This is a genomic window from Novosphingobium sp. AAP1 (assembly GCF_001295765.1).
Classification (GTDB): domain Bacteria; phylum Pseudomonadota; class Alphaproteobacteria; order Sphingomonadales; family Sphingomonadaceae; genus Novosphingobium; species Novosphingobium capsulatum.
Map to the genome: position 1 here is coordinate 347,586 of NZ_LJHO01000002.1, position 26,348 is coordinate 373,933.

Sequence of the window (26,348 nt, forward strand, 5' to 3'; positions counted from 1 at the left end):
CTTGACGCCACCGTCCAACCGCCCCCACCCTCATACGCACGTATACGCGTAAGGACGTTTTGCCAGTCGCCATGCAGCTTGTCATTGTAGAATCCCCGGCCAAGGCCAAGACCATCGAGAAGTACCTTGGCCCCGGCTACAAGGTCCTGGCCTCTTACGGCCATATCCGCGACCTGCCGGTCAAGGACGGGTCCGTGCGCCCGGACGAAGACTTTGCCATGGATTGGGAGCTGTACGGCGACAAGCAATCGCGCGTGAAGGCGATCACCGACGCCGCCAAGGAGGCCGACGGCCTGATCCTGGCGACTGACCCTGATCGCGAAGGCGAGGCCATCTCCTGGCACGTGCGCGAACTCCTGGCCAAGCGCCGTGCGCTGCCCAAGAATGTCTCGCGCGTAACGTTCAACGCCATCACCAAGCCGGCGGTAACCTCGGCGATGAAGGCGCCGCGCGAGCTGGACCAGGATCTGATCGATGCCTATCTGGCGCGCCGCGCGCTGGATTACCTGTTCGGCTTTACCCTTTCGCCGGTGCTGTGGCGCAAGCTGCCTGGCGCCAAGTCGGCCGGGCGCGTGCAATCGGTGGCCCTGCGCCTGATCGTGGAGCGCGAGCGCGAGATCGAGACGTTCAAGGCGCAGGAATACTGGTCTGTTGCCGCGCGGATGGAACACGATGGTACGCCGTTCGTGGCGCGCCTCGTCAAGTTCGATGGCAACAAGCTCGACCGCCTGTCGCTGGGCGAAGAAGGCAGCGCGCTGGCCGCCAAGGCGGCGGTAGAAGCCGGCACGTTCCGTGTGGAAGACGTGGACGTGCGGCCCACGCGGCGCAATCCCTCGCCGCCGTTCACCACCTCTACCCTGCAACAGGAAGCGGCGCGCAAGCTGGGCTTTTCGGCCAGCCACACCATGCGCGTGGCACAGACGCTGTATGAAGCGGGCGCCATCACCTATATGCGTACCGATGGCGTGCAGATGGACCCCAGCGCCATCGACGCCGCGCGCCGGGCAATCTCCGACCGCTACAACGGGCACTTCCTGCCCGAAAAGCCGCGCCACTATGAAACCAAGGCCAAGAACGCCCAGGAAGCGCACGAAGCGATCCGCCCCACCGATTTCACGCGCGATGTCTATGGCAGCGGTGATGAGGCGCGGCTCTACAACCTGATCTGGAAGCGCGCGCTGGCCAGCCAGATGGCCTCTGCCGCGATCGAGCGCACGACCGTGACCCTGCGCGAAGGCACCGGCAAGCACGAGCTGCGCGCCACCGGCCAGGTGATCAAGTTCCCCGGGTTCCTGGCCGTCTATGAAGAAGGCCGCGACCAGAAGGCCGACGGCGACGATGAAGACGGCAACCTGCTGCCGATGCTCAACAAGGGCGATTGCCCGGTCAAGCACGGCGTTGACGCCACGCAGCACTTCACCCAGCCGCCGCCGCGCTATTCCGAAGCCAGCCTGGTCAAGCGGCTGGAAGAGCTGGGTATCGGCCGCCCGTCGACGTATGCCGCCACGCTGCAGGTGCTCAAGGACCGCAACTATGTGCGGACCGAGAAGAACCGGTTCTTTGCCGAGGAAAGCGGGCGCATGCTCACCGCGTTCCTCGAACGGTTCTTCGAGCGCTATGTCGCCTATGAATTCACCGCCGGCATGGAAGACGAACTGGACGACGTTTCTGGTGGTCGTGCCGCCTGGAAGCAGGTGCTGGCCGAATTCTGGCGCGACTTCAAACCCAAGTCCGACGAGGTCATGGAGAAGAAGCCCAGCGAGGTTACCGCCGAGCTGGACGTATTCCTGGAAGACTATCTCTTTCCGCCGCGTGCCGATGGACACGATCCGCGTGAATGCCCCAAGTGTGGCGCTGGGCGGCTCTCGCTGCGCGGTGGCCGTTTCGGCGCGTTCATCGCCTGCTCCAACTATCCCGAGTGCAAGTTCACCCGCAAGTTCGCCCAGCCGGGCGGCAATGGCGAGGGTGGCGATGGCGAAGAAACCGGCCTGGGCAAGGATCCCGAAACCGGGCTTGAAGTGACGCGCCGCACCGGGCGGTTCGGGCCCTATATCCAGTTGGGCGAGGGCAAGGACGCCAAGCGCGCCTCGATCCCCAAGGATGTTCCCGAGCTGGATCTGGAATGGGCGCTCAAGCTGCTCAGCCTGCCACGCGAAGTGGGCGTGCATCCCGAAAGCGGCAAGCCGATTACTGCCGCGATCGGCCGCTATGGCCCCTATCTGGCGCATGACGGCAAGTATGCCCGCCTCAAATCGACTGCCGAGGTGTTTGACACGGGCATGAACGCGGCGGTGGTGCGCCTGGCCGAGGCAGCCAGTGGCGCGGGCGGACGCGGCGCGCGCACGGCAGCCGAACCGCTCAAGACCTTCGGGCCACACCCCACCTCGGGCGGTGAAATCAAGCTGATGGCTGGGCGTTATGGTCCCTATGTCACCGATGGCACCACCAACGCCACGCTGCCGCGTGACAAGCAGCCCGAAAGCCTGACGCCCGCCGAAGCGATCGCCTTGATCGACGAGCGCGCTGCCAAGGGACCGGCCAAGGGCAAGAAGAAAGCACCCGCCAAGAAGGCTGCCGCGCCCAAGAAGGCGGCTGCCAAGAAGGAACCTGCTGCGAAGAAGGAGCCGGCGGCCAAGAAGGCACCTGCTGCGAAAAAGGCCCCGGCGCGCAAGAAGGCTGCGGCGGAATAACCCTGTGCCGGGGCGGGCACGACCATGCCCGCCCTGTCGGCTACCGGGGGCGATAGAGCGCGTAGCGTTCCTGCCCCAGCGTGATCTCGGCAAAGCGGGTGTAGTCTTGGACCAGCGCCTGGGCCATGATCGTGCGCGTGGCGCGGTTGGGAAGGTAGAGGTCTTCGGGCGCGCTTTCCGACACCTGCACCACGGCGGGGCGCGTCGCCATGATGCGGCGCACTTCGGCCACCGGGTCTGCGCCGATCGCCGGGCTTTCGGTCCAGGTGTTGAGGTGGTTGGGGAAGGCAAAGCGCGTCGGCACGCACGCGCCCACGCCCCGATAGAGCGCCGGCACGCCATCGAATTGGAAATAGCAGCCGCGGTTCACGGCGCCGCGGATCACCGCAGTGGCGCGCTGAAATTGCTGCGCCGTGCCGTGGTTCTGGACCGCGCCAGCCATCACCACGACGCCGCCGATCGCGCTCGCCAGGATCAGGAAGCGCCCGCTCCACCGCGCCTGCCACGGCTGCCCCGTGCGCGCCGCAGCCGCCAGGGCAGGGGCCGACAGCACGGCGAGCGGCGCCACCAGTGGCCCGGCATAGTGATCATACCAGGTGCCGAACAGCAGGAAGCCCAGCACCGCTGCCCCGGCCCACAGGCTTAGCAGGCGATAGGCGAGCGCGCGGTGTTGATCATCCCACCCGGCGCGGCGCAGGGGATCGAACGCGATGCACAGCACGAACGGTGACAGGCCGGCCGACAGCTTGAGCAACCGGCGCCAGCTGGGCGCGCCATCGGGCAGGCGTTCCAGCACCGAGGTGAAATTGGCGAAGACGAAGGCGTGCGCCTGGTCGATCGCGGCATAGCTGCCCAGCACCAGCACGGTTGGCGCCAGGGCGATGGCGCACCACACCGCTGCTGCGCCGGCCAGCCGGGGGAGGGGCCAGCCTACCCTGCGGCCCAGTGCCAGCAGCATGATGCCGATCGCCAGGCCCTCGAACACGGCGGCGTACTTGATCTGCAGCGCCAGGCCGATCAGCAGCATGATCACTGCGCCTTGCCGCAGCAGATCGACGCCATCGGCGCGTTGCCATGCGCGCAACAGCAACAGCGCCGCCAGTGCCACCAACGGATTGTAGAACACGGGCGATTGGCCCAGCGCGCAATTGAACGCGGGCATGGCGCAAAGATAGACCAAGCCTGCCAGCCAGGCGCCACGCGGCGAGGCTAGCTCCAGCGCCAGGCGCCGCACGACCAGCGCCGCGGCCGCCGTGCTGGCAATGCCGCACACCTGATAAGCCAGCACGGGATCGCCCGGCAGGCTCACGAACAGCCGATAGAGCGCAAAGAGGCCCAGTGGCTTGCGGTCCCAGATATCGATGAAAGGCACCGCGCCATGCGCCCAGCGATCGGCCATGAAGAGATAGAACTCTTCATCGACGTGGACGAGCGGATTGCCCAGCAGCATCAGTCGAAAGACGAGGGCGAGGCCAAAATACTCGGCAAAGAGACGAGCGTATTCGATCCTGGCAGGCGGCGTTGATTTCGCCCCAACAGGATATTCTGGTCGCGATGCGATCAAGGACGGGCCAGAGATATCGATCATCGTTTATTTCCGAAGTTTTCAGCTGTATTTGTACAGGCTAAAGCTTCGGAAAATCGCTATCAAGCGCAGCGATTGTTATTATCTCAATATAACGTTCAGCGTCGCGTTTAATGCGGATGGGCTATTATTGTCGCAATGCTGACACGTAATTGTTGCGGCCTGTCACCGTGCGGCAAACAGCGCGAATGACCGCGTGCCCAGCGTGATAGTGCGAATCCGCTGATAGTGCTGTGCCAGCGCCTGGAGCACGACAGCGCGGGTCTGCATGTTGGCGCCATAGGGGTTTGGCGCGGCGTCGATCACGACCGCGCCCGGGCGGCTGGCCATGATGCGTTCCACTTCGGCGGTGGGATCGATACCCAGGGCATGTTCCTCGAACCGGGTGGAAAGATGCGCGGGAAAGGCAAAGCGCGTGGGCAGGCACGAATTTGTCGCGCTGTAGAGGGCGCTGTCGCCTTCGTAGACATAGAGGCAGTGGTTGGCGTCGATATGGGGGCGAATGGCGGCGGCTGCCTCGTCCAGGTCGGTGGTGTCGCCAAAGCGGTGCGCCTGCACCGTCGTTGCGCCCAGGCCCGCGCCAAGGCCCACGACGAACAGCACGCGGCGCAGCCAGCCGGTGGGGCGGCAGCGGCCATCGAGGGCCGGGGCGGCCAGGATTGCCAGCGGCATCAGGGCAGGGGCCACGTAATGATCGTACCAGGTGCCCGGCGCCAGGAACCCGACGACCGCCAGGCCCAGCCACATCAGCACCGCACGCCGCACGATTTCGCTTTCGCTGCGGGGCAGCGCGATCCGCCAGCCCATCGCCAGCGCCACGTAGAACGGGATCAGCGCGGCCGCCACCTTGGCCAGGCGGAACGAGGCCTCACCCAGATCCTGGCCGCGGCCAAGAATGGACACCACATTGGCAATGAGGAACGCGCGGGCTTCACCCTCTGCCGCATAGGCGGCAAAGACCAGTGCCGTGGGCAGCAGTGCCAGGGCAATCCACGCTGCGCCGGCGCCGGCCAGCCTTGGCCAACCCCAGCCGCGCCGCCAGCCGGCCCACAGCAGCATGAGGCCAAACCCGATGCCTTCGATCACCACGCTGGTCTTGATCTGCAAGGCAATGCCGATCAGAGCCATCGCCATGCAGCCGCGCGCCATCAGGCCGAAACGCTGCCCGGCGATGGTGGGCGCGGCCGTATCGGCCAGGGCACCGATCACCAGCCATGCCGCCGCGATCATCGGCAGGTCATAAAAGACCGGGGCCTGGCCCATGCCGCAATTGAACGCCATCAGGTAGATGAGATAGGCAAGCCCGGCAAACAGCGCGCCGCGTGGCCCGGCCAGGTGGCGGGCACAGCGCGCCAGAACCACTGCCGTGGCGGCGGCCGAGGTGATCGCCATGAGCTGGTAGGCCAGCACTCCATTGCCGGGAAAGGCCCGCGCCGCGCCATAGATAAGGAACAGGCCCAGCGGCTTGCGATCCCACAGATCGACGTAGGGGATCACCCCGTGCCACAGCCTGTCGCCCATCAGCAGGTAGAACTGCTCGTCTGCGTGAAACAGTGGATCGCCCAGCCACGGAGCGCGCAACACGAAGGCAACCAGGAAAAACACGGCAAAATTGCGCATTCGCGACAGTCCGATCCGATCCGGTCAGGGCAGGGCCGCAGCTGCGTTCTGGAGTTTACCCGGCGCGGCGACAACGCCCCTCGCGCACGGGTGTTCCGGATCGAGCACGGTGGCGCGGTCTGCGCATGGCGCGGCGGCGAAAACCGGCATGATGGCCAGGCCCGTCAGGTACGGCGGTGTCTGGTCAAACGCGGTCATCGGTCCCGTCCACATCCTTGCAGGCTGCGCCAGCCCCGGCGGCGGGTCAAGCGCCATTACTTCACCCAGTCGAGACCGATTTCCTCGTAGATTTCGCGGCTATCGGCCCAGTTCTCTTCCACCTTAACGTGCAGGAAGAGGTGAACCTTCGCACCAAGCAGGTTGGCCAGCTCTTTTCTGGATGCCTCGCCGATCGCCTTGAGCTTGGCGCCGCCCTTGCCCAGCACGATGCCGCGCTGGCTGTCGCGCGCGATCACGATCTGCTGATGGATTTCCACCGAGCCGTCGCGACGGTGCTGATAGCTTTCGGGACGCACCGCGCTGTCATAGGGCAGTTCGTCGTGCAACTGGCGATAGAGCTGCTCACGCGTGATTTCGGCCGCGAGCAGGCGTTCCGAGGCATCGGAGACCTGATCTTCGGGATAGTGCCACGGCCCTGGCGGCATGAGGGCAGCCAGCCGCGTCTTCAATTCGGGCACGCCGTCGCCGGTCAGGGCCGAAACGAAGAACACCTCGTCGAACTGGCCTTCGCCGCTCAGCGCCTCGGCCATGACCAGCAGCGGTTCCTTGGGGCTGGCATCAACCTTGTTGAGCACCAGGAACTTGCGTTCGGGTCGCCCGGCGAGCGAGGCGAGGATCGGTTCGAGGTATTCGCGCTTCTTCTTGCGCGCATCGACCACCAGCAGAATGGCGTCGGCCTCGCTCGCGCCTTCCCAGGCGGCGTTGACCATCGCGCGGTCGAGCCGGCGCTTGGGCTCGAACAGGCCGGGCGTATCAGCGAGGATGATCTGCGCCTGACCTTCCAGGGCAATGCCCATCAGCCGCGCGCGCGTGGTCTGCGCCTTGGCCGAAACGATGGCGACCTTCTGGCCGACCAGCGCGTTGACCAGGGTGGACTTGCCCGCATTGGGCGCGCCGAGCACCGCGACCAGGCCGCAGGTTTGCCCGCCGCCAGTCTCAGTGGGGCCGGATTCGGATGGAATGGAAGTAGTGTCGATCATGGAAACAGAATGAACCTCATGGCGCCCGCCGACAAGCGGCCGGTGCGGCACTGGAAAATGCCCGGAAAAAGTGGCGGAATTGGGGATGGACGCTCGGTCGTGCGTGCGGTCAGGCGAACTGCTTGAGGAAATCGCGCGCAGCGGCCGTTTCGGCTTCCTGCTTGCTCGATCCGCGTGCTTCCGCCAGGCCCACGCCCTTGACCTCTACGCTTACGGTAAAGATCGCGGCGTGATCGGGGCCGTCGCGGCTGACCAGGCTATAGACCGGGGGCTTGCGGCGGTTGCCGGCGGCCCATTCCTGCAAGGCGGCCTTGGGGTGCTTGCGCTGCCCGGCGCCGGTGCGCATTGGCTTGTCCCAGCAGCGGCGCACGAAATCGCGCGCGGCGGGAAAGCCGCGTTCCAGGAACAGCGCGCCGATCAGCGCTTCCATCACATCGCCCAGGATGTTGTCGCTATCGGACCCGCCATCGTCGCGGGCCTGCTTGCCCAGGCGGATATGCGCCGGCACGCCCAATGCGCGGGCCACATCGGCGCAGGTTTCGCGGCTGACCAGCGCGTTGAGCCGCTGCGACAGCTTGCCTTCGGCGGCATCGCTGGCCTCGTGCAGCCACTCGGCCACGGCCAGCCCCAGCACACGATCGCCCAGGAATTCCAGGCGCTGGTAATCGCGCGCCTCGCCCAGCGAACCATGGGTGAGCGCTTCATGCCAAAGCGCCGGTTGTGCAACCGGCGCCTGGGTCAGTTCCGCCAGGAATTTGGCGGTTTCGGGGGAAAGGGGCGTGCTCAGAACATGCCCCCGATCCGGTTCCAGCGCAGCGCGGTAAACCAGGTCCACGGCAGGAACCAGTTGGCCGAACCGTCGGTGGACCACATCACGATGGTGGCGCGGCCAACCAGGTTGTCCTGCGGCACCAGGCCGATGCCGCCGCCTTCGATCGCGGGGAAACGGCTGTCCATCGAGTTGTCGCGGTTGTCACCCATCAGGAACAGGCGGCCTTCAGGCACGACCACGGGCGGGGTATCGTCCTGCGGGCGATAGCCCAGGTCGAGCACATTGTAGGTCTTGCCGCCGGGCAGGGTTTCCTGGAACTGCGGATAGTGGCAGGTCTGCGTGCCATCGGCCTCGGTCACGGCAAAATCGGGCGAGATGCACTCGGTATTGGCCGAAACCTTGATCACGAAATCGGCCACCTTCACCTTGGGCACGGCCTTGCCGTTGAGGTGAAGCACGCCGCCGATCATCTGCACGGTATCGCCCGGAACGCCGATCACGCGCTTGATATAATCGACATCGTTGCCCGGGGGCGCCTTGAAGATCACCACGTCACCCCGGTTGGGCTGGCTGGCGAAAATGCGCTTGGGCAGCAACGGCACGCTGAACGGCAGGGAATACTTGGAAAATCCGTAGGGCCACTTGGCCGCCAGCAGATAATCGCCGTTTTCCAGCCGGGGCAGCATCGATTCCGACGGGATGTTGAAAGGCGAGAAGAAGAAGCTGCGGAAGATCGCCACGATCAGCACCAGCTTCACCAAGAACACCGGGAAGCTGTCTTCCTTCTTCTGCTTTTTCGCCGGGGCGGCAGGCGCGCCCGCGGGAGTTGGCGCGGCCGTGGGCGGCACAGGCGTTTCCACCGCAGGATTGGCGGGTTCGGGCGTTTCGTTCATCGGCTGGGTCATGTGGAGGGCAAAGGCATCCGTCAAGCAGGAATGCACGTGCCATAGCCCGAGGCAAATACGTTTGCACGATCCGTTCGTCGAGCCACGCCACCGCTTGGAAGATTGTGCGCAAGCGGGCATGAGAGGCGCATCCCGCAACCGCGAAAAAGGACGTTAGACAATGGCAGCACAGGACCAGGCCACGCTGTGGCACGCACTGGAGACGCTGGAGGTGCCAACGCTCGCCGCGCTGTTTGCCGATCCGGCCCGTCTTGAGCGCTATGCCACCACGCTCGACCTGCCCGGTGGCCCGATTCGCTTTGACTGGTCCAAGACCCATCTTTCGGCCGACGTCGAGGCGATCCTGGCCCAGCTGGCACAGGCCACCGATTTCGCCGGCAAGCGTGAAGAGCTGCTGTCTGGCGCCAAGATCAACAACACCGAAGGCCGCGCCGCCGAACACACCGCCCAGCGCGGCGTGGGCGCCGAAGCCAGCGTGGAAGAAGCCCAGGCCCTGCACGCGCGCATGGCGCTGCTGGTCGAAGCCATCCACGAAGGCGTGCTGGGCGAGGTGAAGAGCCTGATCCACATCGGCATCGGTGGTTCCGCCCTGGGCCCGGCGCTGGCGATCGACGCGCTGGCCCGCGAAGACGCCAAGGTTGCCGTGCACGTGGTGTCCAACATCGATGGCTGCGCGCTGGAACAAGCGATGAAGCAGTGCGATCCGGCCAGCACGCTGATCGCGGTCGCGTCCAAGACCTTCACCACCACCGAAACCATGACCAATGCCCACAGCGCGCTGGAATGGCTGCGCGAAGGCGGCGTGGCTGATCCCTATGGCCGCGTCATCGCGCTGACTGCTGCGCCGGAAAAGGCGGTGGAATGGGGCGTTGACGAAACCCGCATCCTGCCGTTCTCCGAAACCGTGGGCGGGCGTTATTCGCTGTGGTCCTCGATCGGGTTCCCGGTGGCGCTGGCCCTGGGCAACGAAGCCTTTGCCGCGTTCCTGGCGGGCGCCGAGGCGATCGACGAGCATTTCCGCGACGCCGCGATCGATGAAAACGTGGTAGTGCGCGCGGCCTTTGCCGATCTGTTCTACACCCAGGCGCGCGGCTGCCAGACCCGTGCGGTCTTTGCCTATGACGAGCGCCTGGCGCTGCTGCCCGACTATCTCCAGCAGCTGGAAATGGAATCGAACGGCAAGCGCGTGCTGGCCGATGGCACGCCGCTGACCCGCCCGAGCGCGCCGATCACCTGGGGTGGCGTGGGCACCGATGCGCAGCATGCCGTGTTCCAGCTGCTGCACCAGGGCACCCACCTGATCCCGGTGGATTTCCTGGCCGTGAAGGTGCCGGGCCACGATCTTGATCCGGTCCATCACAAGATCCTGCTGTCCAACTGCTTTGCCCAGGGCGCCGCGCTGATGGCGGGCCAGGCGAGCGAGGATGGCGCGCGCGCTTATCCGGGCAACCGGCCTTCGGCAACGATCCTGTGCGACGAACTCAACGCGGCCACGCTGGGCGCGCTGATCGCCTTCCATGAACACCGTGTGTTCGTTTCGGCGATGCTGCTGGGCATCAACCCGTTCGACCAGTTCGGTGTGGAACTGGGCAAGGCGATTGCCAAGAAGATCGATGCCGGTGGCGGCGAAGGCTTTGATCCCAGCACCGAAGCGCTGCTGGCCGAAGCCGGCATCGGCGTGGAATGAACGTTAGCCTGCCTAATTGAATAAACGGCGCAGATAATCGCTACGCCAGGGCTGGCGCCGGATGGGCATCGTTGCCATATCCGGCGCCAGTTTCCGATTCAGCAGCAAGAAAGCCGTGCCATGACCGAAGCCGCCTACGACTATGATCTGTTCGTGATCGGGGCCGGATCGGGCGGGGTGCGCGCCAGCCGCATCGCCGCCGGCTATGGCGCGCGGGTGGCCGTGGCCGAGGAATATCGTGTGGGTGGAACCTGCGTGATCCGTGGCTGCGTGCCCAAGAAGCTGCTGGTCTACGGTTCACACTTCGCCGAGGAACTACAGGACGCGGCCAACTATGGCTGGACCGTCGAGAAGATGACGTTCGATTGGCCGACGCTGCGCGATGCGGTGGCCAAGGATGTCGACCGTTTGAACGCGGCCTATACCAACACGTTGAATTCCAACAAGGTCGAGCATTTCCTCGAACGCGCCACGATCACCGGCCCCAACAGCGTCAAGCTGGCGAGCGGGCGCGAGATCACGGCCAGGTATATCCTGGTGGCGGTGGGCGCCTGGCCGGTAATGCCGCATTTCGATGGGGCGGAGCATTGCATCACGTCCAACGAGGTGTTCGGCCTGGAAAACCTGCCAGGCCGCGTGGTGATTGCCGGGGCTGGCTATATCGCGCTGGAATTTGCCGGCATCTTCAATGCACTGGGTAGCCATGTCACGGTGGTCAACCGCAGCGAGACGATCCTGCGCGGCTATGACGCGTCGCTGCGCGACCGGTTGCTGCAGATCACCATGGCGCGCGGCATCGAATACAAGTTCAACTGCGGGATCGAGCGGGTCGAGCGGCTCGAGAACGGCTGCCTCAACGTGCACATGAAGGGCCAGCCTGATCCGCTTGGCGCCGATGCCGTGCTGGTCGCCACCGGGCGCCGGCCCAAGACCGACGGGCTGGGCCTGGAAAACGCCGGCATCGAACTTGGCGAACATGGCGAAATCCGCGTGGACGACACCGCGCAGACATCGTGCCCCAGCATCTTTGCCGTGGGTGACGTGACCAACCGCGTGCAGTTGACACCCATCGCCATTCGCGAAGGGCACGCCTTTGCTGATCGCGTATTTGGCGGCAAGGACACGCGCGTGGCCTATGACTGCATCCCAAGCGCGGTGTTCTCGCAGCCGCCGCTGGCCAGTGTCGGCCTCACCGAAGCGCAGGCCCGCGAGATGCTGGGCAGCAACGTCAAGGTATTCACCTCTGACTTCCGCCCGATGAAGAACATCTTCGCCCACCGCCACGAACGCGGGCTGTACAAGCTGGTCGTCGATGCGCAGACCGACAAGGTGCTGGGCGTACACCTGATCGGGCCGGAGGCACCAGAAGTGCTCCAAGCTGCTGCCATTGCGGTGAAAGCCGGGCTGACCAAGGCCGATTTCGATGCCACCGTGGCGCTGCACCCGTCGATGGCCGAGGAACTTGTCCTGATGCGCTGACCCACTTGGCGCATCGGGATTCCGCATTAACCAAAGATGCCCGTTGAACTGCGCCGCCGGTACGATAGGCTGTAGGCGGAGAGGGCTGGGGGCGGAATCAATGGACAAGATCGGCGGCACCGTGCTGGTCACGGGCGGATCGGGCTATATCGCCGGATATATCATCCGGGCGTTGCTGGACGAGGGATGGACCGTCAACACGACGGTGCGTGATCTTGCACGCGAAGCGCAGCTGCGTGCCCAGCTTGGCGGCAGCTATGCCACCTTGCGGTTTTTCAAAGCGGATCTGATGGACGACAAGGGCTGGCGCGCGGCGATGGACGGGTGCAGCCACGTTTGCCACGTCGCCTCGCCCATCACCGTACAAGCCCCGCGCCAGGAAGATGAACTGATCCTGCCCGCCCGCGAAGGGGCCTTGCGCGCCTTGCGCTTTGCCCGTGCCGCCGGGGTGGAGCGGTTCGTGCAGACATCGTCGGTGGCCGCCATCGTCTATGGCCATGGCAAGGGCATCCGTCGCTTTACCGAGGCTGACTGGACCGATACCGACGGGCCGGGCGTGCATGCCTATGCCAAGTCAAAGACCCTGGCCGAACGCGCGGCGCGCGAATGGATCGCGCGCGAGGGGCGCGGCATGGAGTTCGTCTCGATCAACCCATCGGTCGTGCTGGGGCCGGTGTGGGGTGAGGACTATTCCACCTCGATCGAGCTGGTGCGGCAATTGCTGGCGGGTGCGGTACCGGGCTGCGCCGATCTTGGCTTTGGCGTGGTGGACGTGCGCGACGTGGCGGCGCTGCATGTGCGCGCGCTGACCGAGCCGGGGATCGATGGCGAACGCTTCATCGCGTCTGGCCCGTTCCTCAAGATGATCGACATTGCCCGCATCCTGCGACAGCAACTGGGCCAGCAGGCCCGGCGCGTGCCGCTGCGCCATGTGCCCGACTGGATGGTGCACGCCCTGGCACTGGTCAATCCGATGGTGCGCCAGGTGACCGGGGAACTGGGCAACGTGCGCGATACCGATGCCGGCCACGCGCTCAGCCGCCTGGGCTGGGCCACGCGGCCGGTGGAGCAGACGATCGCCGATTGCGCGCAAAGCCTGATCGAAACGCGGGTGGTGGCGGCCTAGATTCCCGCCCACCACTGATAGCCGGAATGGTCTTCCCAGTATCCGCCCTTGCCGCCGTAAAGGCCGGTAAGGCTGGCGACAAGTTCCACCCGCATCACATACTTGGCCTGCTTGTAGCCTAGCTGGCGTTCGACCCGCAGGCGCAAGGGGGCGCCATGGCCGACCGAGAGCGGCTGCCCGTTCATGGTGTGGGCCAGGATCGTCTGGGGATGCAGCGCCTCGGCCAGGTCGATCGATTCGTAATAGGGCTTGCCCGAGAAATCGTCGGCACAGTGGAACACGGCATAGCGCGCCTGAGGCAGGGCGCCGGCACCGTGCAGCAGCAGGGCGAGCGGAACGCCGGTCCATTGCGCGATGGCGCTCCAGCCCTCTACGCAATCGTGGCGGGTGATCTGGGTGCGCTGCGGCAGGGCGCGCAGCTGTGCCAGGCTCATCGCCATCGGCTTGGCCACCAGGCCATCAACCGTCAGTCGCCAATCGGCAAAGCCGCGTTCGACCTGCGCAAGATAGGCTGCGGCGGTGGGCCGGGTATTGCCGTTGACGCGAAACACCGGGGAGATATCGGCTGCGGAAAACTCCGGCGCCAGGGCATTGCCGGCGACCAGCCGCTGTGCGCTGCGGCTGGCCTTTTCGCCCAGCGACAGCAGCGACCTGGCCGTGGGCGAGGTGGTGATGCGATCGCACCCCGACAGCAGCAGCCCACCCGATCCGACCAGCAGGCCGCGCCGCGAAAACCCGCTCATGGCTGGCGCTCCGGTGGCAGGCGATACCAGCCGGTAATCATCGCGCGCAACTCGTTGAATGGCCCGGCCAGCACCACCATGGCGAGGTGCACGGCAATGAACAGCGCCATCGCCAGCGCGCAGAGGAAATGGATCGACCGGGCAGACTGTCGGCCACCCAGCAGCGTCAGCAGCCATGGGCACGCAGCGTTCATCGTCGGCGACATGGCCAGACCCGTGGCGATGATCAGCGGCAAGACGCCCAGCAGCACCGAAAGATAGGCGATCTTCTGCAAGGGGTTGTAATGCCGCGCCGCCTCTCCGCGCGGCAGGCGCAGGCGCAGATGCTCGGTAACGTCGTGCAGCAGCGCCCGTGGCCGCCGCTCTTCCCGCGAAAGGCCAAGATCGCGGCGCAAATGGCCGGAAAGCAGCGCATAGGCGAGGAAGCCCAGCAGACTGATCACCAGCATCCACGCGCCCAGGAAATGCCATCCGCGCGCCAGCGACAGGTTGTAATGCGTGGGCAGCGTTACCAGGGGCGGAAACGCCAGCGCGGTATCCTGGGCATAGCCGATCACGCCGGTGGTGGGCCATTCATGGCCGCCCAGCGCGAGAAAACCGCGCGCGCCATGGTTGCCGATTTCCAGCCAGGCCTTGTCGAAGTTGGCGCCGAACTTGCCCCAATAGAGCCGCGGATGGGCATTGAAGATCATCATCCCGCTCATCAGCATGATGAACACGGTCAGCGCGTTGATCCAGTGCCACAGCCGCACGGGCCAGCGAATGCGCATGACAAGAGGGGATCGCTCCATGCCCGATACCATGCCCTGAATCGCGGCCGGGGTCATCCCCTGATCGATGAATGACGCGCGAGGCTTCAACCCCAGGGGCGGGCCTGCGCCAGCGCGATTAGGCTTTGCCGGCTGTGGCGGCGGGCCAGCGCGCGCTCTCGGCATGTCGGCGGCACCGGGCGCAGCGCCTGCCATCCGGCGCGGAAAATCCACGCCAGCTTGGCCTTGCCCGACACCACGGTGCGGCTGTGCCAGGCGCGATCGCCACGCGCGGCCACCTTGCGGGCAATGTCGCCATAGATGCCGGCGGCGGCCAGGATCGCCCAGCGCTGGCGCGGTTGCAGCCGGCCGGCACCTATCCGGGCAGAGCATTCGTGGGCTTGGGCCATGGCGCACATCCGCTGGGCCAGGATGGCCAGCGTGGCGCGGTACTGCGGCTTGAGCTGCTCGCCCGGTGGCAGGTCAACCTCGGCCAGCCATTCGGCCGGCAGATAGCAACGACCGGCGGCATCGTCTTCGGCCAGGTCGCGGGCAATATTGGCCAGCTGGAACGCGAGACCCAGGTCCGCCGCGCGATCAAGCGTGTCATCGTCATCGGGCGAAACCCCCATGACCACCGCCATCATCACGCCCACCGCGCCCGCCACATGCCAGCAATAGCGCATGAGATCTGCTTCGGTGCGCGGCTGCCAATCGGCGGCATCGAGGGCGAATCCGTCGATCACCGCCTCGGCCATGGCCATGGTGAGGCCGGTCTCGCGCGCGACCAGGCCCAGCGCATCGAACGCGCGATTGCCGGTGGCCTCGCCCGCCATGGCCCGTGCCGTCAGATCACGGACCAGCGCCAGCCGTTCGGCCGCGCCGGATTGATCGCCCAGCGCGCCGCCCATGTCCTGCGCATCGACGATATCGTCGCACGCCCGACACCAGGCATAGAGCAGCCAGACCCGTTCGCGGGTGATGCGGTCGAACAGGGTGGAGGCGGCGGCAAAGCTTTTCGAGCCGCGCCGGATCGTGTCGCGCGCGGCAGCCACCAGCGCGGCGCGATCGGGAACAGCCGGCGTCATGGGATCAGAGGTCCGAGGCCTGCATCGCGATGATCGGGCGGTGCGGCTCGTGCGCGGCCATGCGCTGCAGCAGCAGGTCAAGCTCGTGCTCGGCGACCATGATTCCGGCGTGAACCGGGCGGATGAAGCCCACTTCGATCATGTGGCGGTTGAACGCCAGCAGGTGATCATAGAACCCGAACGCGTTGAGCACGCCCACCGGCTTGGCATGATAGCCAAGCTGCGCCCAGCTGATCGCTTCCCACAGCTCGTCCATCGTGCCGACCCCGCCGGGCAGGGTGAGGAAACCATCGGCCAGATCGACGAAAGCCTGCTTGCGCGCATGCATGCCGGGCACCACGTCAAGCCGGGTCAGGCCGTGGTGCGCCACTTCGGCGCCGACCAGCGCCTGGGGGATCACCCCGATCACTTCGCCCCCAGCGGCCAGCGCGCCATCTGCCACGGCGCCCATCAGGCCCAGGCGGCCCCCGCCATAGACCACGCCGATGCCGCGTTCGGCCAGCTGCCGGCCGACATCGGCGGCCAGCGCGACATAGCGCGGGTCGGCCGGGCTGGCCGATCCACAATAGACGGCAATACGCTTCACTGCAGGTCCTCCAGCATCAGCCTCGCCGTGGCCTTGGCGCTGCCCACCACGCCGGGGATGCCGGCGCCTGGATGGGTGCCGGCACCCACCAGATAGAAGTTGGCGATATCGTCATCACGGTTGTGCGCGCGGAACCACGCGCTTTGCGTGAGCAACGGCTCTAGGCTGAACGCGGCACCCTGATAAGCTGAAAGATCGGCCGCGAAATCGGTGGGCGCATAGTGGAACTTGGTGACGATGCGGCTGTGGATATCCGGGATCAGGCGGCGGCCCACTTCATCGAGGATGCGTTTTTCCAGCAACGGCCCAACTTCGGCCCAGTCCACCGGCAGCTTGCCCATGTTGGCGACAGGGACCAGGGCATAGAACGTGCTCATCCCCTCGGGCGCGACGGACGGATCGGTCACGGTGGGATGGTGCAGATAGATCGAGAAATCCTGCGGCAGCACCCCGTGCTGATAGATATCGTCGAGCAGGCCCTTATAGCGCGGGCCGAACAGGATCATGTGGTGCGGGATGCCCGGCCACGTGCCCTCGATGCCGAAGTGCACCACGAACAGGCTGGGCGAGAACTTCTTGCGCTTGAGCGCGCGCGACCGCTTCTTGCCCGTGGCGCTGTCGCCCAGCAGATCGCGATAGGTGTGCATGATATCGCCGTTGGAGGCGACGGCATCGAAATTGCCGTGCCAGCCACTGGCGGTGTGCACGCCGGTCACGCGGTTACCCAGCGTTTCGACCCGCACCACCGGATCGCCCATGCGCACTTCGCCGCCGATGCGCTGGAAATGGGTGAGCATGCCGGCGATCAGGCGGTTGGTGCCGCCCTTGGCCCACCACACGCCGCCATCCTTTTCCAGCTTGTGGATCAGGGCATAGATCGCGCTGGTGTTCATCGGGTTGCCACCGACCAGCAGCGTGTGAAAGCTGAACGCCTCGCGCAGCTTTTCGCTTTCGATGAACTTTGACACCATCGAATAGACCGAGCGCCAGGCCTGGTACTTCGCCAGAGCCGGCGCAGCCTTGATCATGCTGGCAAAATCCAGGAACGGCACCGCGCCCAGCTTGACGTAGCCTTCTTCGAAGACGCCGGCGGAATAGCCCAGGAACTCTTCGTAGCCGGCAACGTCACGCGGGGAAATCTTGGCGATTTCGGCGCGCAGGCTGGATTCATCGTTGGAATAATCGAAGTTGGTGCCATCGGGCCAGTTCAGCCGATAGAACGGCATCACCGGCATCAGTTCGACATCTTCCGACAGCTTGTGCCCGCTCAGGCCCCACAGCTCTTCCAGGCAGGCCGGATCGGTGATCACCGTGGGCCCGGCATCAAAGGTAAAGCCATCACGCTGCCAGTGATAGGCGCGGCCACCGGGCTTGTCGCGCGCTTCGATCAGGGTGGTCTGGATGCCGCCAGACTGCAGGCGGATAGCCAGGGCCAAGCCGCCAAAACCGGCGCCGATGACGCATGCTCTTTTCATTTACTTGCGCATCCCTGCCAAAGTGAGAGGCCGCGGCCGGGCGCCCGATCCGGCGAGCACCGCCAGGGCGCGCGAAATCGGTACCGGGGGCCGCCCCACAAAAATCCGGGCGCGATCCAGCAAGCTGCTGCGTCCGGCATAAAAGCGTTCGATCAGCCTAGTATCCAGCCGATAGAAATGTTCCATCATGCGATAGCGTGCCAACGGCTCTGCCGCCTGGAACAGCATGGCCGACAGCAGGCGGCCAAAGCTGTTGCGCTGCCAGTGGCGCTTGGCCCAGCTTTCGCTGAAGCTGGCGAGGGCCTCGTGCGTCAGATCAGGCTGCTGCGCCAGGGCCAGGGCAAAACGCACCGCTTCGGGCACGGAATAGCTGGTCACAGGATGGAACAGTCCGGCGCGCGTGCCGGCGCGGGCGATCTGTCCACCAGAGGAGCGCCAGAACGCGTCCCAATCGCCGGCGGAAACCACGGGCAGCACACCCTGTTCCTCGTGCAACACCTCCACGATCGACCAGCCCTGGCTGCGGGCATAGTCGGCGATGCGGGCGACAAGGGCAGGGTGATCGATCACCGGGCTGTCAGCGTAATAGGTGTCTTCGATGAAGATCTCGTCATCGCCAAACGGCAGGCAATAGACAAAGCGATAGCCATCGACCTGTTCGACCGTGGCATCCATGACGATCGGCTTGATCAGGCCATGGGGCTGCGCCAGCTTGACGCGCTGACCGAGGAATTTCTGCCAGCCGCCCGAAAGCTGCCCTTGCAGGCGGATGCCGCGCGCATCGACCACTGCGCCGGCTTCGATCCGGGTGCCATCGGCCAGGGTCACCGCGCCGGTGCCGGCGGCGAGCACGCGTGCGCCGGTGACGATCGCGTCAGCCGGCAAGGCAGCGCGGACCGTCGCGTCAAAGCGGGCCGAGGTCATTGAATAATAGCTGGTCGAGAGATCGCGACGATACTGCGGAAAGCGCACGGAATAGCCCGACCACGCCCCATCGACCATCGGCGCCAGCAACTCGCGCCCGGCCTTGCCCACGTCTGATCCGAAGAAGGACCACACGTGGTTGCCGCCCAGCACATGGTCCTGTTCGACAAGCAGCAGGGTGCAATCCGGGCGGGCTTTGCGCAGGGCGAGCGCGATCAATCCCCCGGCAAGGCCCCCGCCCAGGATCGCGATGTCGGCATGGCGTATGCTCATTGCCATGGCGTTAGGCCAGGCGGCGCGACCATGCAACCGCCCCTAAGGGCCTGTCAGCAATGCACGGCGCTTTTCCGCGGCGAAGTGTTGATGTCATGCCCGCGCCGGCCGGGCCGCAGCCTTGAAGCGGCGGCCGGCGCGGGCCGATCGCTTGCGCAGCCAGATCAACACGCCGGTGACCGACAGCACTGTGACGCCAAGGCCGATCACGCTGACGGCAATGCGCCATGCCAGCCCGCCGACATGGGCCATGTGCAGCGCGACAATCCAGGTGGTGAACGTCGTTGCGCCCTGGGCTCCGGTGGGCAGGGAGACGTGACGCATTGCGCCGCTGTTGCCATCAAACGCGATCCGCGTGCCGCCGCCTTCTTGCGTGATGTCGGCCGAAGACTTGACGCCATAGACATAGAGCCCGGTTGCCGGAATGTACCAGAGCCAGGCCCGCCCATCCGGGCGCAGGGACAGCCCGCGCCGCGCTGTCTCTTGCTGCGCCAGCACCGCCCCGTGTCGCGCGGCGGCGGGGAAATCGAGCGCGGGGTTCCAGCGCGGGCTGGGCAGGGCAGACGCTTCCAGCAGGGCCTCGTCATCCTGCCCGCCCAGCAGGCCAAGCACCGGGCGATAGACCTGGGGCAGGTTGAACGAGACGCTGGACAGCGCAAAGACCAGCAGGATCGGCCAGAGCCACAGCCCACCGGCGCGGTGCAGGTCGAATGTCAGCTTGTAGCTGCTGGTGGGCCGGCGCACTTTCCAACTGGGCCGCCAGCGACGCCACAGGCCGCCTTTGCCCAACGCGCCGGGCGGCAGGGTGAGATAGAACCCGACAAAGCAATCCACCGTCCAGACCAGCGCTGCCACGCCCATGGTGAACAGGCCCCATGGGCCCAGCGCCAGAGAATAGTGCAGGCGATAGAGGAACGGCATCAGATTCTTGATGCCCTGGCGCACGTCCCCATTGCGGCGATGGCCCTGCTCGGCGCCGGTCCAGGGATTGAGGAAGACATCGTCCCAATCCGGCCGATCGCGCCGTTCCAGGCCGGTCCTGGGGTCGGGCCAGGTGGCATAGAGCCGATCGGCCCGGCCGGGCAGGCGGGTGAGGTAGACGAAATCGACCCGCGCCGCGGGATGGCGGGCAAGCAGCCCGGCGCGCACCGCCAGCGGATCAAGCGCTGCCATGCCAGGGCGGGGCGGGGCTGCGTTCTGCATCGCTGGCGCCGTGGCTGCGTCGAGTTCCTCGAACCACGGCAACAGCGATCCGGTGAGCCCCGCCACCGCCAGGAACAGGGCAAGAGTCAGCCCCGCCCAGCGATGGACGATCACCCAGAACGGACGGCCGGGAAGCGCCATGACGGTCAGAACGTCACACGGACAGAGCCGGTGACATTGCGCGGCGCGGCGTAATAGGCCTGCGTCCAATACAGGCTGGTCAGGTACTTGTGGTTGGTCACATTGGCGACGTTGAAATTGAACTGAACGTTCTCGTTCAATTTATACCCGGCCTGCAATTGCAGCGTGGCATAATCGCCCTGGCGCACGGTGCCGGAATAGATCGTGTCCTGCCACTTGACCGCCGCGCCCAGTTGCAGCGGCGCGATGGGATTCCAGCGCAGTGCCAGGTTGGCGGTGTTGCGCGGCACATACGTACGCACTTGCCTGCCCGCGCCATCGTCCATCTTGAGCGTGGTGGCGCCGGCCTGGATCGTGAGCGTGGAGGTCAGCTTGCCACCCACTTCTGCCTCTACCCCGCGGCTGACGGCGCGGATGCCGTTGTACAGGGTCTGGCCGGTGGCCGTGTCGTAAGCGCCCGCATCGGCCAGGTTGCTTTGTTCGGCGCGGAACCAGGCGACCGATCCAAACAGCCCGCCGCCCGGTGTCTGCGCCTTGAGCCCGGCTTCATAGCTCTTGCCTTTGGCCGCGCCCAAGGGCCTGCGGTCGATGTCGAGATTGGCCTGCGGGGCAAAGATGCTGGAATAGCTGGCATAGAGATTGACGCCGGGCAGGGCCTTGTAGGTCACGCCGACGAATGGGCTCAGCGCCTTTTCATTCTTGTCGGTGCTGGCGCCAAAGCTGATCCCACGCGTCTTTTCGACAAGGTAACTGGCGCCCAGCAGCACGCTGAGCTTTTGGGTCAGCGATACATCCGATGCCCCGCGCAGGCGCCACTGGCGATCTTCGGTATGCTCCTGCTGCACGCTGGCGCCATAGGCGGGGAGGGCGACTTCCTGTCCGGTCCAGCTGCCGGGCAGGCCGCGAATCTGACCCCAGGCAGGATCGCTGTCAGGCACGGCGCGGCCATAGTATTCATAGGTTCCCACCGTGCGCTGCACGCCCAGCGTCAGCTGCTGGTCGCGGCCGAACAGGCGATAGCTGCCCTGTACCGTGCCGTCATAGATCCAGCCTTTGGCGACGGGGGCATAGGCGCCGGGATTGCCAAAGAGCCCGCCCCAGGCGCCGGTCTGGCTGTCGTGCTTTGGCGTGCCATAGACATAGAACAACCGCGAATCTTCGTTGTGGTACTTGCGCGTGACATGGGCGCGCACGCTCCAGCCCGGGGCGAAATCCCAGGTCAGCTGGCCATAGGCGGTCTGGTCATGCGTATTCCAATAGGTCCAGTCCATCGTGGTAGAGGCGCTGCGGTCAAACTCCAGCTGGTTGCCCTTGCTGTCCTGCAAGGGCAGGGCGCCCCACATCACCCCGGTGGACTTGCCATCCTGGCGCATATAGCCGGCCGAGAGATGCAGGTTGGGGGTGATTTCGCCATCCAGAACGCCGGAAATCGCGGTGCGGCTGTGGTGATAGCTGCGCAGGTAGGAATCGCCGTCCTGCGCCGCGCCGGTTACGCGCACGGCCCATTTGCCATCGGCGGTCAGCGGCAGGTCAAGGTCCACCTCGGCGCGCTTCTTGTTCCATGAGCCATAGGACAGCTCGGCCGACATATGGCGCTGGCCGGTGGGATGGCGGCGGTGATAATTGATCGTGCCCGAAGGATTGCCTGCGCCGGTGAGCAGCGCGTTGGCCCCGCGCACCACTTCCACGTTGTCCCACATCACCGAATCCTGGGCGCCGATCGTCGGGCCCCAGATATTGGGCAGGCTGATCCCGTCGATCATCGCGTCGACGATGTCGAACCCCCGCGCGTTGTAGTACGTGCGCTCGGTTTCGACCTGGTCGACATTGACGCCCGTAACGTAGCGCAGCAACTGGTTGGTTTCGTCCAGCGCAAAGTCATCCAGGAACTTTCGATCGACCACGCTGACCGATTGCGGCGTATCCATCAAGGATAGCGCCAGGCCGGTAGCGCCGCTTGCCACCGTCTCCCCCTTTTCGCCGTTGACCACAATGGTGCGGCCAGCGTCGGCATCACTGGCGCTGGCACTCGCGGCGTCCGCAGTGCTGTCGGCATGGGCGGGCGCCGCCGCCAGCACACCCAGCGAAACGCCGCAGGCCAGCATCGCGTGGCGCAAATGCGTGGGGGCCATGGTCTCAATCCTTCCTGAACAATGATTTCTCACCGCCCGCTAATGCGAATGGTTATCATGAGTCAAGGAGAGTGATAATCATTTTCAAAAAAGTAGCGCTTGTCTCAACTCGACCGACGATGGAGTCCGTCCGGCTTGCAGCGTTGCGCCCTTGGCCCTAGGATGCGGGCACCCCGGGGAGCCAGTGGCCTGGGCAACGCGCCTGCGTTGCCGGGTTGAGCAAAGGCTGAGAGGGGCTGGTCACGCAGCCCGACCCGTCGAACCTGAACCCGTTAGCACGGGCGGAGGGAGGGCCGGCCCAGCGTTACACGTGCGTGCCACAGCCTTTCGTTCGTCCACACGAAAGGAAACTCGTGTATGGCCGATCTCAATTCCCCGCTGGAAATCGGTGTCACCACCGGCCCCATCCGCGGCAGCCGCAAGATCCACGTGGAATCGCCGCGTTTCCCCGGCATGACCGTGGCAATGCGCGAAATCGCGCTGGAGCCGGGCTGTGGCGAGCCGCCGCTGCGCGTCTATGACACCTCAGGCCCCTATAGCGATCCCAAGCAGGCGATCGACATTCGCGCCGGCCTGCCGCGCCTGCGCCACGAATGGATCGTGGGCCGTGGCGACGTGGAGACCTACGCCGCGCGCGAAGTGAAGCCCGAGGACAATGGCCTCAAGGGGCCGGACCGTTCGGGCGGCGTACCGGCGTTTCCCAATGTCAATACAGCGCCGCTGCGGGCCAAGGCCGGCGCCAATGTCACCCAGATGCACTATGCCCGCCAGGGTATTGTCACGCCCGAGATGGAATACGTGGCGATCCGTGAAAACCTGGGCCGCCGCCAGTTGAAGGAAGCCTTGGTGCGCGACGGCCAGGATTGGGGCGCCAGCATCCCCGACTACGTCACGGCCGAATTCGTGCGCGACGAAGTGGCGCGCGGCCGCGCGATCATCCCCAACAACATCAATCATCCGGAAAGCGAACCGATGGCGATCGGGCGCAATTTCCTGGTCAAGATCAATGCCAACATCGGCAATTCGGCGGTCGCGTCTGATGTGGCCAACGAAGTGGACAAGATGGTCTGGGCGATCCGCTGGGGCGCCGACACGGTGATGGACCTGTCGACCGGGCGCAACATCCACGACACGCGCGAATGGATCCTGCGCAACAGCCCGGTGCCGATCGGCACCGTGCCGATCTATCAGGCGCTGGAAAAGGTCGGCGGCATTGCCGAAGACCTGACCTGGGACATCTTCCGCGATACCTTGATCGAGCAGGCCGAACAGGGCGTGGACTATTTCACCATCCACGCCGGGGTGCGCCTGCCCTATATTCCGCTCACCGCCAAGCGCGTGACCGGGATCGTCAGCCGGGGCGGCTCGATCATGGCCAAGTGGTGCCTGGCGCACCACCGCGAAAGCTTCCTCTACGAGCATTTTGACGAGATCACCGAGATCATGAAGGCCTATGACATCGCCTATTCGCTGGGCGATGGCCTGCGCCCGGGCAGCGTGGCCGACGCCAATGACGAGGCACAGTTTGCCGAGCTTTACACTTTGGGTGAACTGACCAAGCGTGCCTGGGCGCAGGACGTGCAGGTGATGATCGAGGGGCCGGGCCATGTGCCGATGCACAAGGTCAAGGAGAACATGGACAAGCAGCTGGCCGCCTGTGGCGAGGCGCCGTTCTATACGCTCGGGCCGCTCGTCACCGATATCGCGCCGGGTTATGATCATATCACCAGCGGCATCGGCGCGGCGATGATCGGTTGGTTCGGCACCGCCATGCTGTGCTATGTCACGCCCAAGGAACATCTGGGCCTGCCAGATCGCGATGACGTCAAGGTTGGCGTCGTCACCTACAAGCTCGCCGCCCATGCCGCCGATCTGGCCAAGGGACATCCGGCGGCCAAGCTGCGCGATGATGCGTTGAGCCGCGCCCGCTTCGAATTTCGCTGGCGCGACCAGTTCAACCTCAGCCTCGATCCCGAAACGGCCGAGCAGTACCACGACCAGACCCTGCCGGCCGAAGGGGCCAAGACCGCGCACTTCTGCTCGATGTGCGGGCCCAAGTTCTGCTCGATGAAGATCACGCAGGAAGTGCGTGAATTTGCATCGAAACAGAACCAGGCCGCCGATACCTTCATCGCCGCCGAAGAGGCCGAGGCGGGGATGCAGGCCATGAGCGACAAGTATCGCGAGGCCGGTAGCGAACTCTATCTGCCGGCCGCGCAATAAGGCGGTGCGTCCTGCGCTGGTTGCCATCGTGTAACCAGCGCAGGAACCAGCGCGGTTTCCAATCATTGCCTGTCCATCTGGAAGGTCGCGTCGCCATGGGGTGGCGCTCCGCTCTCGTGATGGAGATCGCGCCATGAAGAAGGCTTTGCTGGCAGTGGCACTTGCAGCGTCGGGCCTGACCGCCGCTTGTACCGATGGTTATGATGGTCGCCCCGGCTATGACAACGGCTATCACCGCCATCGCGGCGGTTACGGTGGCATCGAAGGCGGTTATGCCGGTGGCGGCGGCTGGGGCTATCGCGACGACGGCTATTATCGCCGCTATGGCAACTATGACTACAACCGTCCCGATCCCAGCTACGGCGGCTACTATGCCGATCGCTATTACCGCGACGATCCGCGCTACGGCGAACATCGCCTGAGCGCCAATGAGCGGATTTATCGCGGCAATGATGGTCGCTATTATTGCCGCCGTTCCGATGGCTCGACCGGCCTGATCGTCGGTGGTGTGTCGGGCGCGCTGCTCGGCTCGGTGATTGCCCAGGGCGATTCCCGTCCGCTCGGCGCGATCCTCGGCGCAATCGGTGGCGCTGCCGCCGGTGCCGCGATCGACAGCAACAACGTGCGTTGCCGCTGATCCCCAACCGGGCATCGGCACACATGAAAAAGGCCCTTTCGCCACGCGGCGAAAGGGCCTTTTTCATGTCGGCATGGCGCGGGACAATCCCACGTCAGGCCTCAACAGGCTTACTTGGCAGCGTCGACCGCGATGCCGAGCTTCTTCACGTCGTTGAGCGTGAAGGCGACCGGGCGATCGTTGAACGTGCCTTCCACCGACTTCTTGCGGATGTGCAGTTCGAAGGGCACCTTGCCGGCATAGGCGGTGCCACGGACGATCTTTTCTTCGCCCTTGGTTTCGGTGGTGTAGGAATAGCTCACGCCCTTGTAGGCGAAGCTGTCAGGCTGGGTTTCGGCCGAGGCCACGGCGGGGGCGGCAAGCACGAGAGCGGCGGCGGCGGTCGAAATGAAAGAACGAAGCATGGCAATTTCCCCTGATCATAAAGGCGAGATTGCCTTCGGACACCCGTCTGTTGTGTTCTTGTTGCAGCGCGTTTCACCCATGCTGCGCCTGCGAGCAATTGCTTAGGTTGCCCGCCCGCTTGCATGATTTGCAAGTGGCGAGCGCTCGGTTTTGAAAAGCGTTTGTTTTCATGCATAACAATATGCGCCCAGCCATGGGGGAGGTGGCCGGGCGCATACGAAAACACGGGAAAGTGCCGGAACGCTTAGGCTTCGAGCGTGCGCTCCAGCGTGACTTCGCAGTTCAGCAGGCGCGAAATCGGGCAGTTGGCCTTGGCCTCATCGGCAATTTTGGCGAAATCCGATTCGGCGATACCGGGGATTGCCGCCTTGAGTGCAAGTGCGCTGCGCGTCACCTTGAAGCCGTCGCCATCGGCCTCCAACGTAACCTTGGCGGTCGTGTCGAGCGTGCCATCGGCATAACCGGCCTTGGCGAGGGCAAAGCTGGTGGCCATGGTGAAGCACGCCGCATGCGCGGCGGCGATCAGTTCCTCCGGGTTGGTGCCCGGCTTGCCTTCGAACCGCGAGCCAAAGCCATAGGGCTGGTCTGACAGCACGCCCGAGGCCGTGCTTATCGATCCTTTGCCGGGCTTGCCGAGCCCTTCATAACGGGCAGAAGCGGTGCTGGTGGGCATTGGGGCATCTCCTTGATGGGGTTTGCCCGTTGA

General features: G+C 65.2%; 22 protein-coding genes and 1 riboswitch. Of the genes, 6 read left to right on the forward strand and 16 right to left on the reverse strand.

Annotation, left to right across the window (positions count from 1 at the left end):
- The first annotated feature begins 71 nt into the window (after positions 1 to 71).
- On the forward strand, positions 72 to 2,690 hold the full coding sequence (gene topA / locus IP65_RS05505) for a type I DNA topoisomerase (protein WP_054131085.1): 2,619 nt from the start codon (positions 72 to 74) through the stop codon (positions 2,688 to 2,690).
- 40 nt (positions 2,691 to 2,730) lie between these two features.
- Here topA and IP65_RS05510 read toward each other — a convergent pair whose 3' ends face one another.
- The 6 genes from IP65_RS05510 to lepB form a co-directional block, all read right to left on the reverse strand.
- The gene (locus IP65_RS05510) at positions 2,731 to 4,140 is read right to left on the reverse strand and encodes a glycosyltransferase family 39 protein (RefSeq protein WP_231627572.1); all 1,410 of its coding nucleotides are present in this window, start codon (positions 4,138 to 4,140) and stop codon (positions 2,731 to 2,733) included.
- 300 nt (positions 4,141 to 4,440) lie between these two features.
- Positions 4,441 to 5,895, reverse strand: a complete 1,455-nt coding sequence (locus IP65_RS05515; RefSeq protein WP_054131086.1) for a glycosyltransferase family 39 protein — start codon at positions 5,893 to 5,895, stop codon at positions 4,441 to 4,443.
- Positions 5,896 to 5,919: 24 nt separating this feature from the next.
- Positions 5,920 to 6,093 (reverse strand): hypothetical protein, encoded by a 174-nt coding sequence (locus tag IP65_RS05520; protein WP_156306432.1) that lies wholly within the window; start codon positions 6,091 to 6,093, stop codon positions 5,920 to 5,922.
- 56 nt (positions 6,094 to 6,149) lie between these two features.
- On the reverse strand, positions 6,150 to 7,094 hold the full coding sequence (gene era, locus IP65_RS05525) for a GTPase Era (protein WP_022676336.1): 945 nt from the start codon (positions 7,092 to 7,094) through the stop codon (positions 6,150 to 6,152).
- 109 nt (positions 7,095 to 7,203) lie between these two features.
- Positions 7,204 to 7,923, reverse strand: a complete 720-nt coding sequence (gene rnc, locus IP65_RS05530; RefSeq protein ID WP_369801239.1) for a ribonuclease III — start codon at positions 7,921 to 7,923, stop codon at positions 7,204 to 7,206.
- Complete coding sequence (gene lepB, locus IP65_RS05535; RefSeq protein WP_231627573.1) at positions 7,878 to 8,771, reverse strand: signal peptidase I; 894 nt, start codon at positions 8,769 to 8,771, stop codon at positions 7,878 to 7,880. Before lepB ends, rnc begins: the two co-directional genes overlap by 46 nt.
- A 160-nt stretch (positions 8,772 to 8,931) precedes the next feature.
- Here lepB and pgi point away from each other — a divergent pair, with 160 nt between their 5' ends.
- The 3 genes from pgi (at position 8,932) to IP65_RS05550 (ending at position 13,063) form a co-directional block, all read left to right on the forward strand.
- Positions 8,932 to 10,458, forward strand: a complete 1,527-nt coding sequence (gene pgi / locus IP65_RS05540; protein WP_054131088.1) for a glucose-6-phosphate isomerase — start codon at positions 8,932 to 8,934, stop codon at positions 10,456 to 10,458.
- A gap of 120 nt (positions 10,459 to 10,578) precedes the next feature.
- On the forward strand, positions 10,579 to 11,937 hold the full coding sequence (gorA, locus tag IP65_RS05545; RefSeq protein WP_054131089.1) for a glutathione-disulfide reductase: 1,359 nt from the start codon (positions 10,579 to 10,581) through the stop codon (positions 11,935 to 11,937).
- 100 nt (positions 11,938 to 12,037) lie between these two features.
- Positions 12,038 to 13,063 (forward strand): NAD-dependent epimerase/dehydratase family protein, encoded by a 1,026-nt coding sequence (locus IP65_RS05550; RefSeq protein ID WP_216643450.1) that lies wholly within the window; start codon positions 12,038 to 12,040, stop codon positions 13,061 to 13,063.
- Here IP65_RS05550 and IP65_RS05555 read toward each other — a convergent pair.
- The 8 genes from IP65_RS05555 to IP65_RS05590 all read right to left on the reverse strand — a co-directional run bounded on the left by IP65_RS05555 (position 13,060) and on the right by IP65_RS05590 (position 22,377).
- Entirely contained in the window at positions 13,060 to 13,806 is a 747-nt protein-coding gene (locus tag IP65_RS05555; protein WP_022676342.1) for a molybdopterin-binding protein, read from the reverse strand. The genes IP65_RS05550 and IP65_RS05555 overlap by 4 nt on opposite strands.
- Positions 13,803 to 14,576 carry a cytochrome b/b6 domain-containing protein gene (locus IP65_RS05560; RefSeq protein WP_231627574.1) on the reverse strand — a complete coding sequence of 258 codons (774 nt, stop codon included), beginning with the start codon at positions 14,574 to 14,576 and terminating at the stop codon, positions 13,803 to 13,805. Before IP65_RS05560 ends, IP65_RS05555 begins: the two co-directional genes overlap by 4 nt.
- An 86-nt stretch (positions 14,577 to 14,662) precedes the next feature.
- Complete coding sequence (locus tag IP65_RS05565) at positions 14,663 to 15,643, reverse strand: phytoene/squalene synthase family protein (RefSeq protein WP_054131091.1); 981 nt, start codon at positions 15,641 to 15,643, stop codon at positions 14,663 to 14,665.
- Positions 15,644 to 15,647: 4 nt separating this feature from the next.
- On the reverse strand, positions 15,648 to 16,229 hold the full coding sequence (locus IP65_RS05570) for a TIGR00730 family Rossman fold protein (protein WP_022676345.1): 582 nt from the start codon (positions 16,227 to 16,229) through the stop codon (positions 15,648 to 15,650).
- Complete coding sequence (locus IP65_RS21255) at positions 16,226 to 17,704, reverse strand: phytoene desaturase (RefSeq protein WP_054131092.1); 1,479 nt, start codon at positions 17,702 to 17,704, stop codon at positions 16,226 to 16,228. The genes IP65_RS05570 and IP65_RS21255 overlap by 4 nt, the downstream gene beginning before the upstream one ends.
- Complete coding sequence (crtY, locus tag IP65_RS21260) at positions 17,705 to 18,901, reverse strand: lycopene beta-cyclase CrtY (RefSeq protein WP_054131093.1); 1,197 nt, start codon at positions 18,899 to 18,901, stop codon at positions 17,705 to 17,707.
- Positions 18,902 to 18,994: 93 nt separating this feature from the next.
- Positions 18,995 to 20,245, reverse strand: coding sequence for a PepSY domain-containing protein (locus IP65_RS05585; RefSeq protein WP_054131094.1), 1,251 nt, complete (start codon positions 20,243 to 20,245; stop codon positions 18,995 to 18,997).
- A 5-nt stretch (positions 20,246 to 20,250) separates the two neighbouring features.
- Entirely contained in the window at positions 20,251 to 22,377 is a 2,127-nt protein-coding gene (locus IP65_RS05590) for a TonB-dependent siderophore receptor (RefSeq protein ID WP_054131095.1), read from the reverse strand.
- Positions 22,378 to 22,548: 171 nt separating this feature from the next.
- Positions 22,549 to 22,670: riboswitch (TPP riboswitch) on the forward strand.
- A gap of 64 nt (positions 22,671 to 22,734) precedes the next feature.
- Between IP65_RS05590 and thiC the strand changes: the two genes are divergently transcribed.
- Both thiC and IP65_RS05600 read left to right on the forward strand, forming a co-directional pair.
- Positions 22,735 to 24,600 (forward strand): phosphomethylpyrimidine synthase ThiC, encoded by a 1,866-nt coding sequence (gene thiC / locus IP65_RS05595; RefSeq protein ID WP_054131096.1) that lies wholly within the window; start codon positions 22,735 to 22,737, stop codon positions 24,598 to 24,600.
- 133 nt (positions 24,601 to 24,733) lie between these two features.
- Positions 24,734 to 25,237: a glycine zipper 2TM domain-containing protein gene (locus IP65_RS05600; protein WP_022676351.1), complete on the forward strand. Its 504-nt coding sequence runs from the start codon at positions 24,734 to 24,736 to the stop codon at positions 25,235 to 25,237.
- 110 nt (positions 25,238 to 25,347) lie between these two features.
- Here IP65_RS05600 and IP65_RS05605 read toward each other — a convergent pair whose 3' ends face one another.
- Both IP65_RS05605 and IP65_RS05610 read right to left on the reverse strand, forming a co-directional pair.
- Complete coding sequence (locus IP65_RS05605) at positions 25,348 to 25,641, reverse strand: hypothetical protein (protein ID WP_022676352.1); 294 nt, start codon at positions 25,639 to 25,641, stop codon at positions 25,348 to 25,350.
- Between the two features lie 245 nt (positions 25,642 to 25,886).
- A complete protein-coding gene (locus IP65_RS05610) occupies positions 25,887 to 26,315 on the reverse strand; it encodes an OsmC family protein (RefSeq protein ID WP_022676353.1) in 429 nt (142 codons plus the stop codon).
- Positions 26,316 to 26,348: the final 33 nt, after the last annotated feature.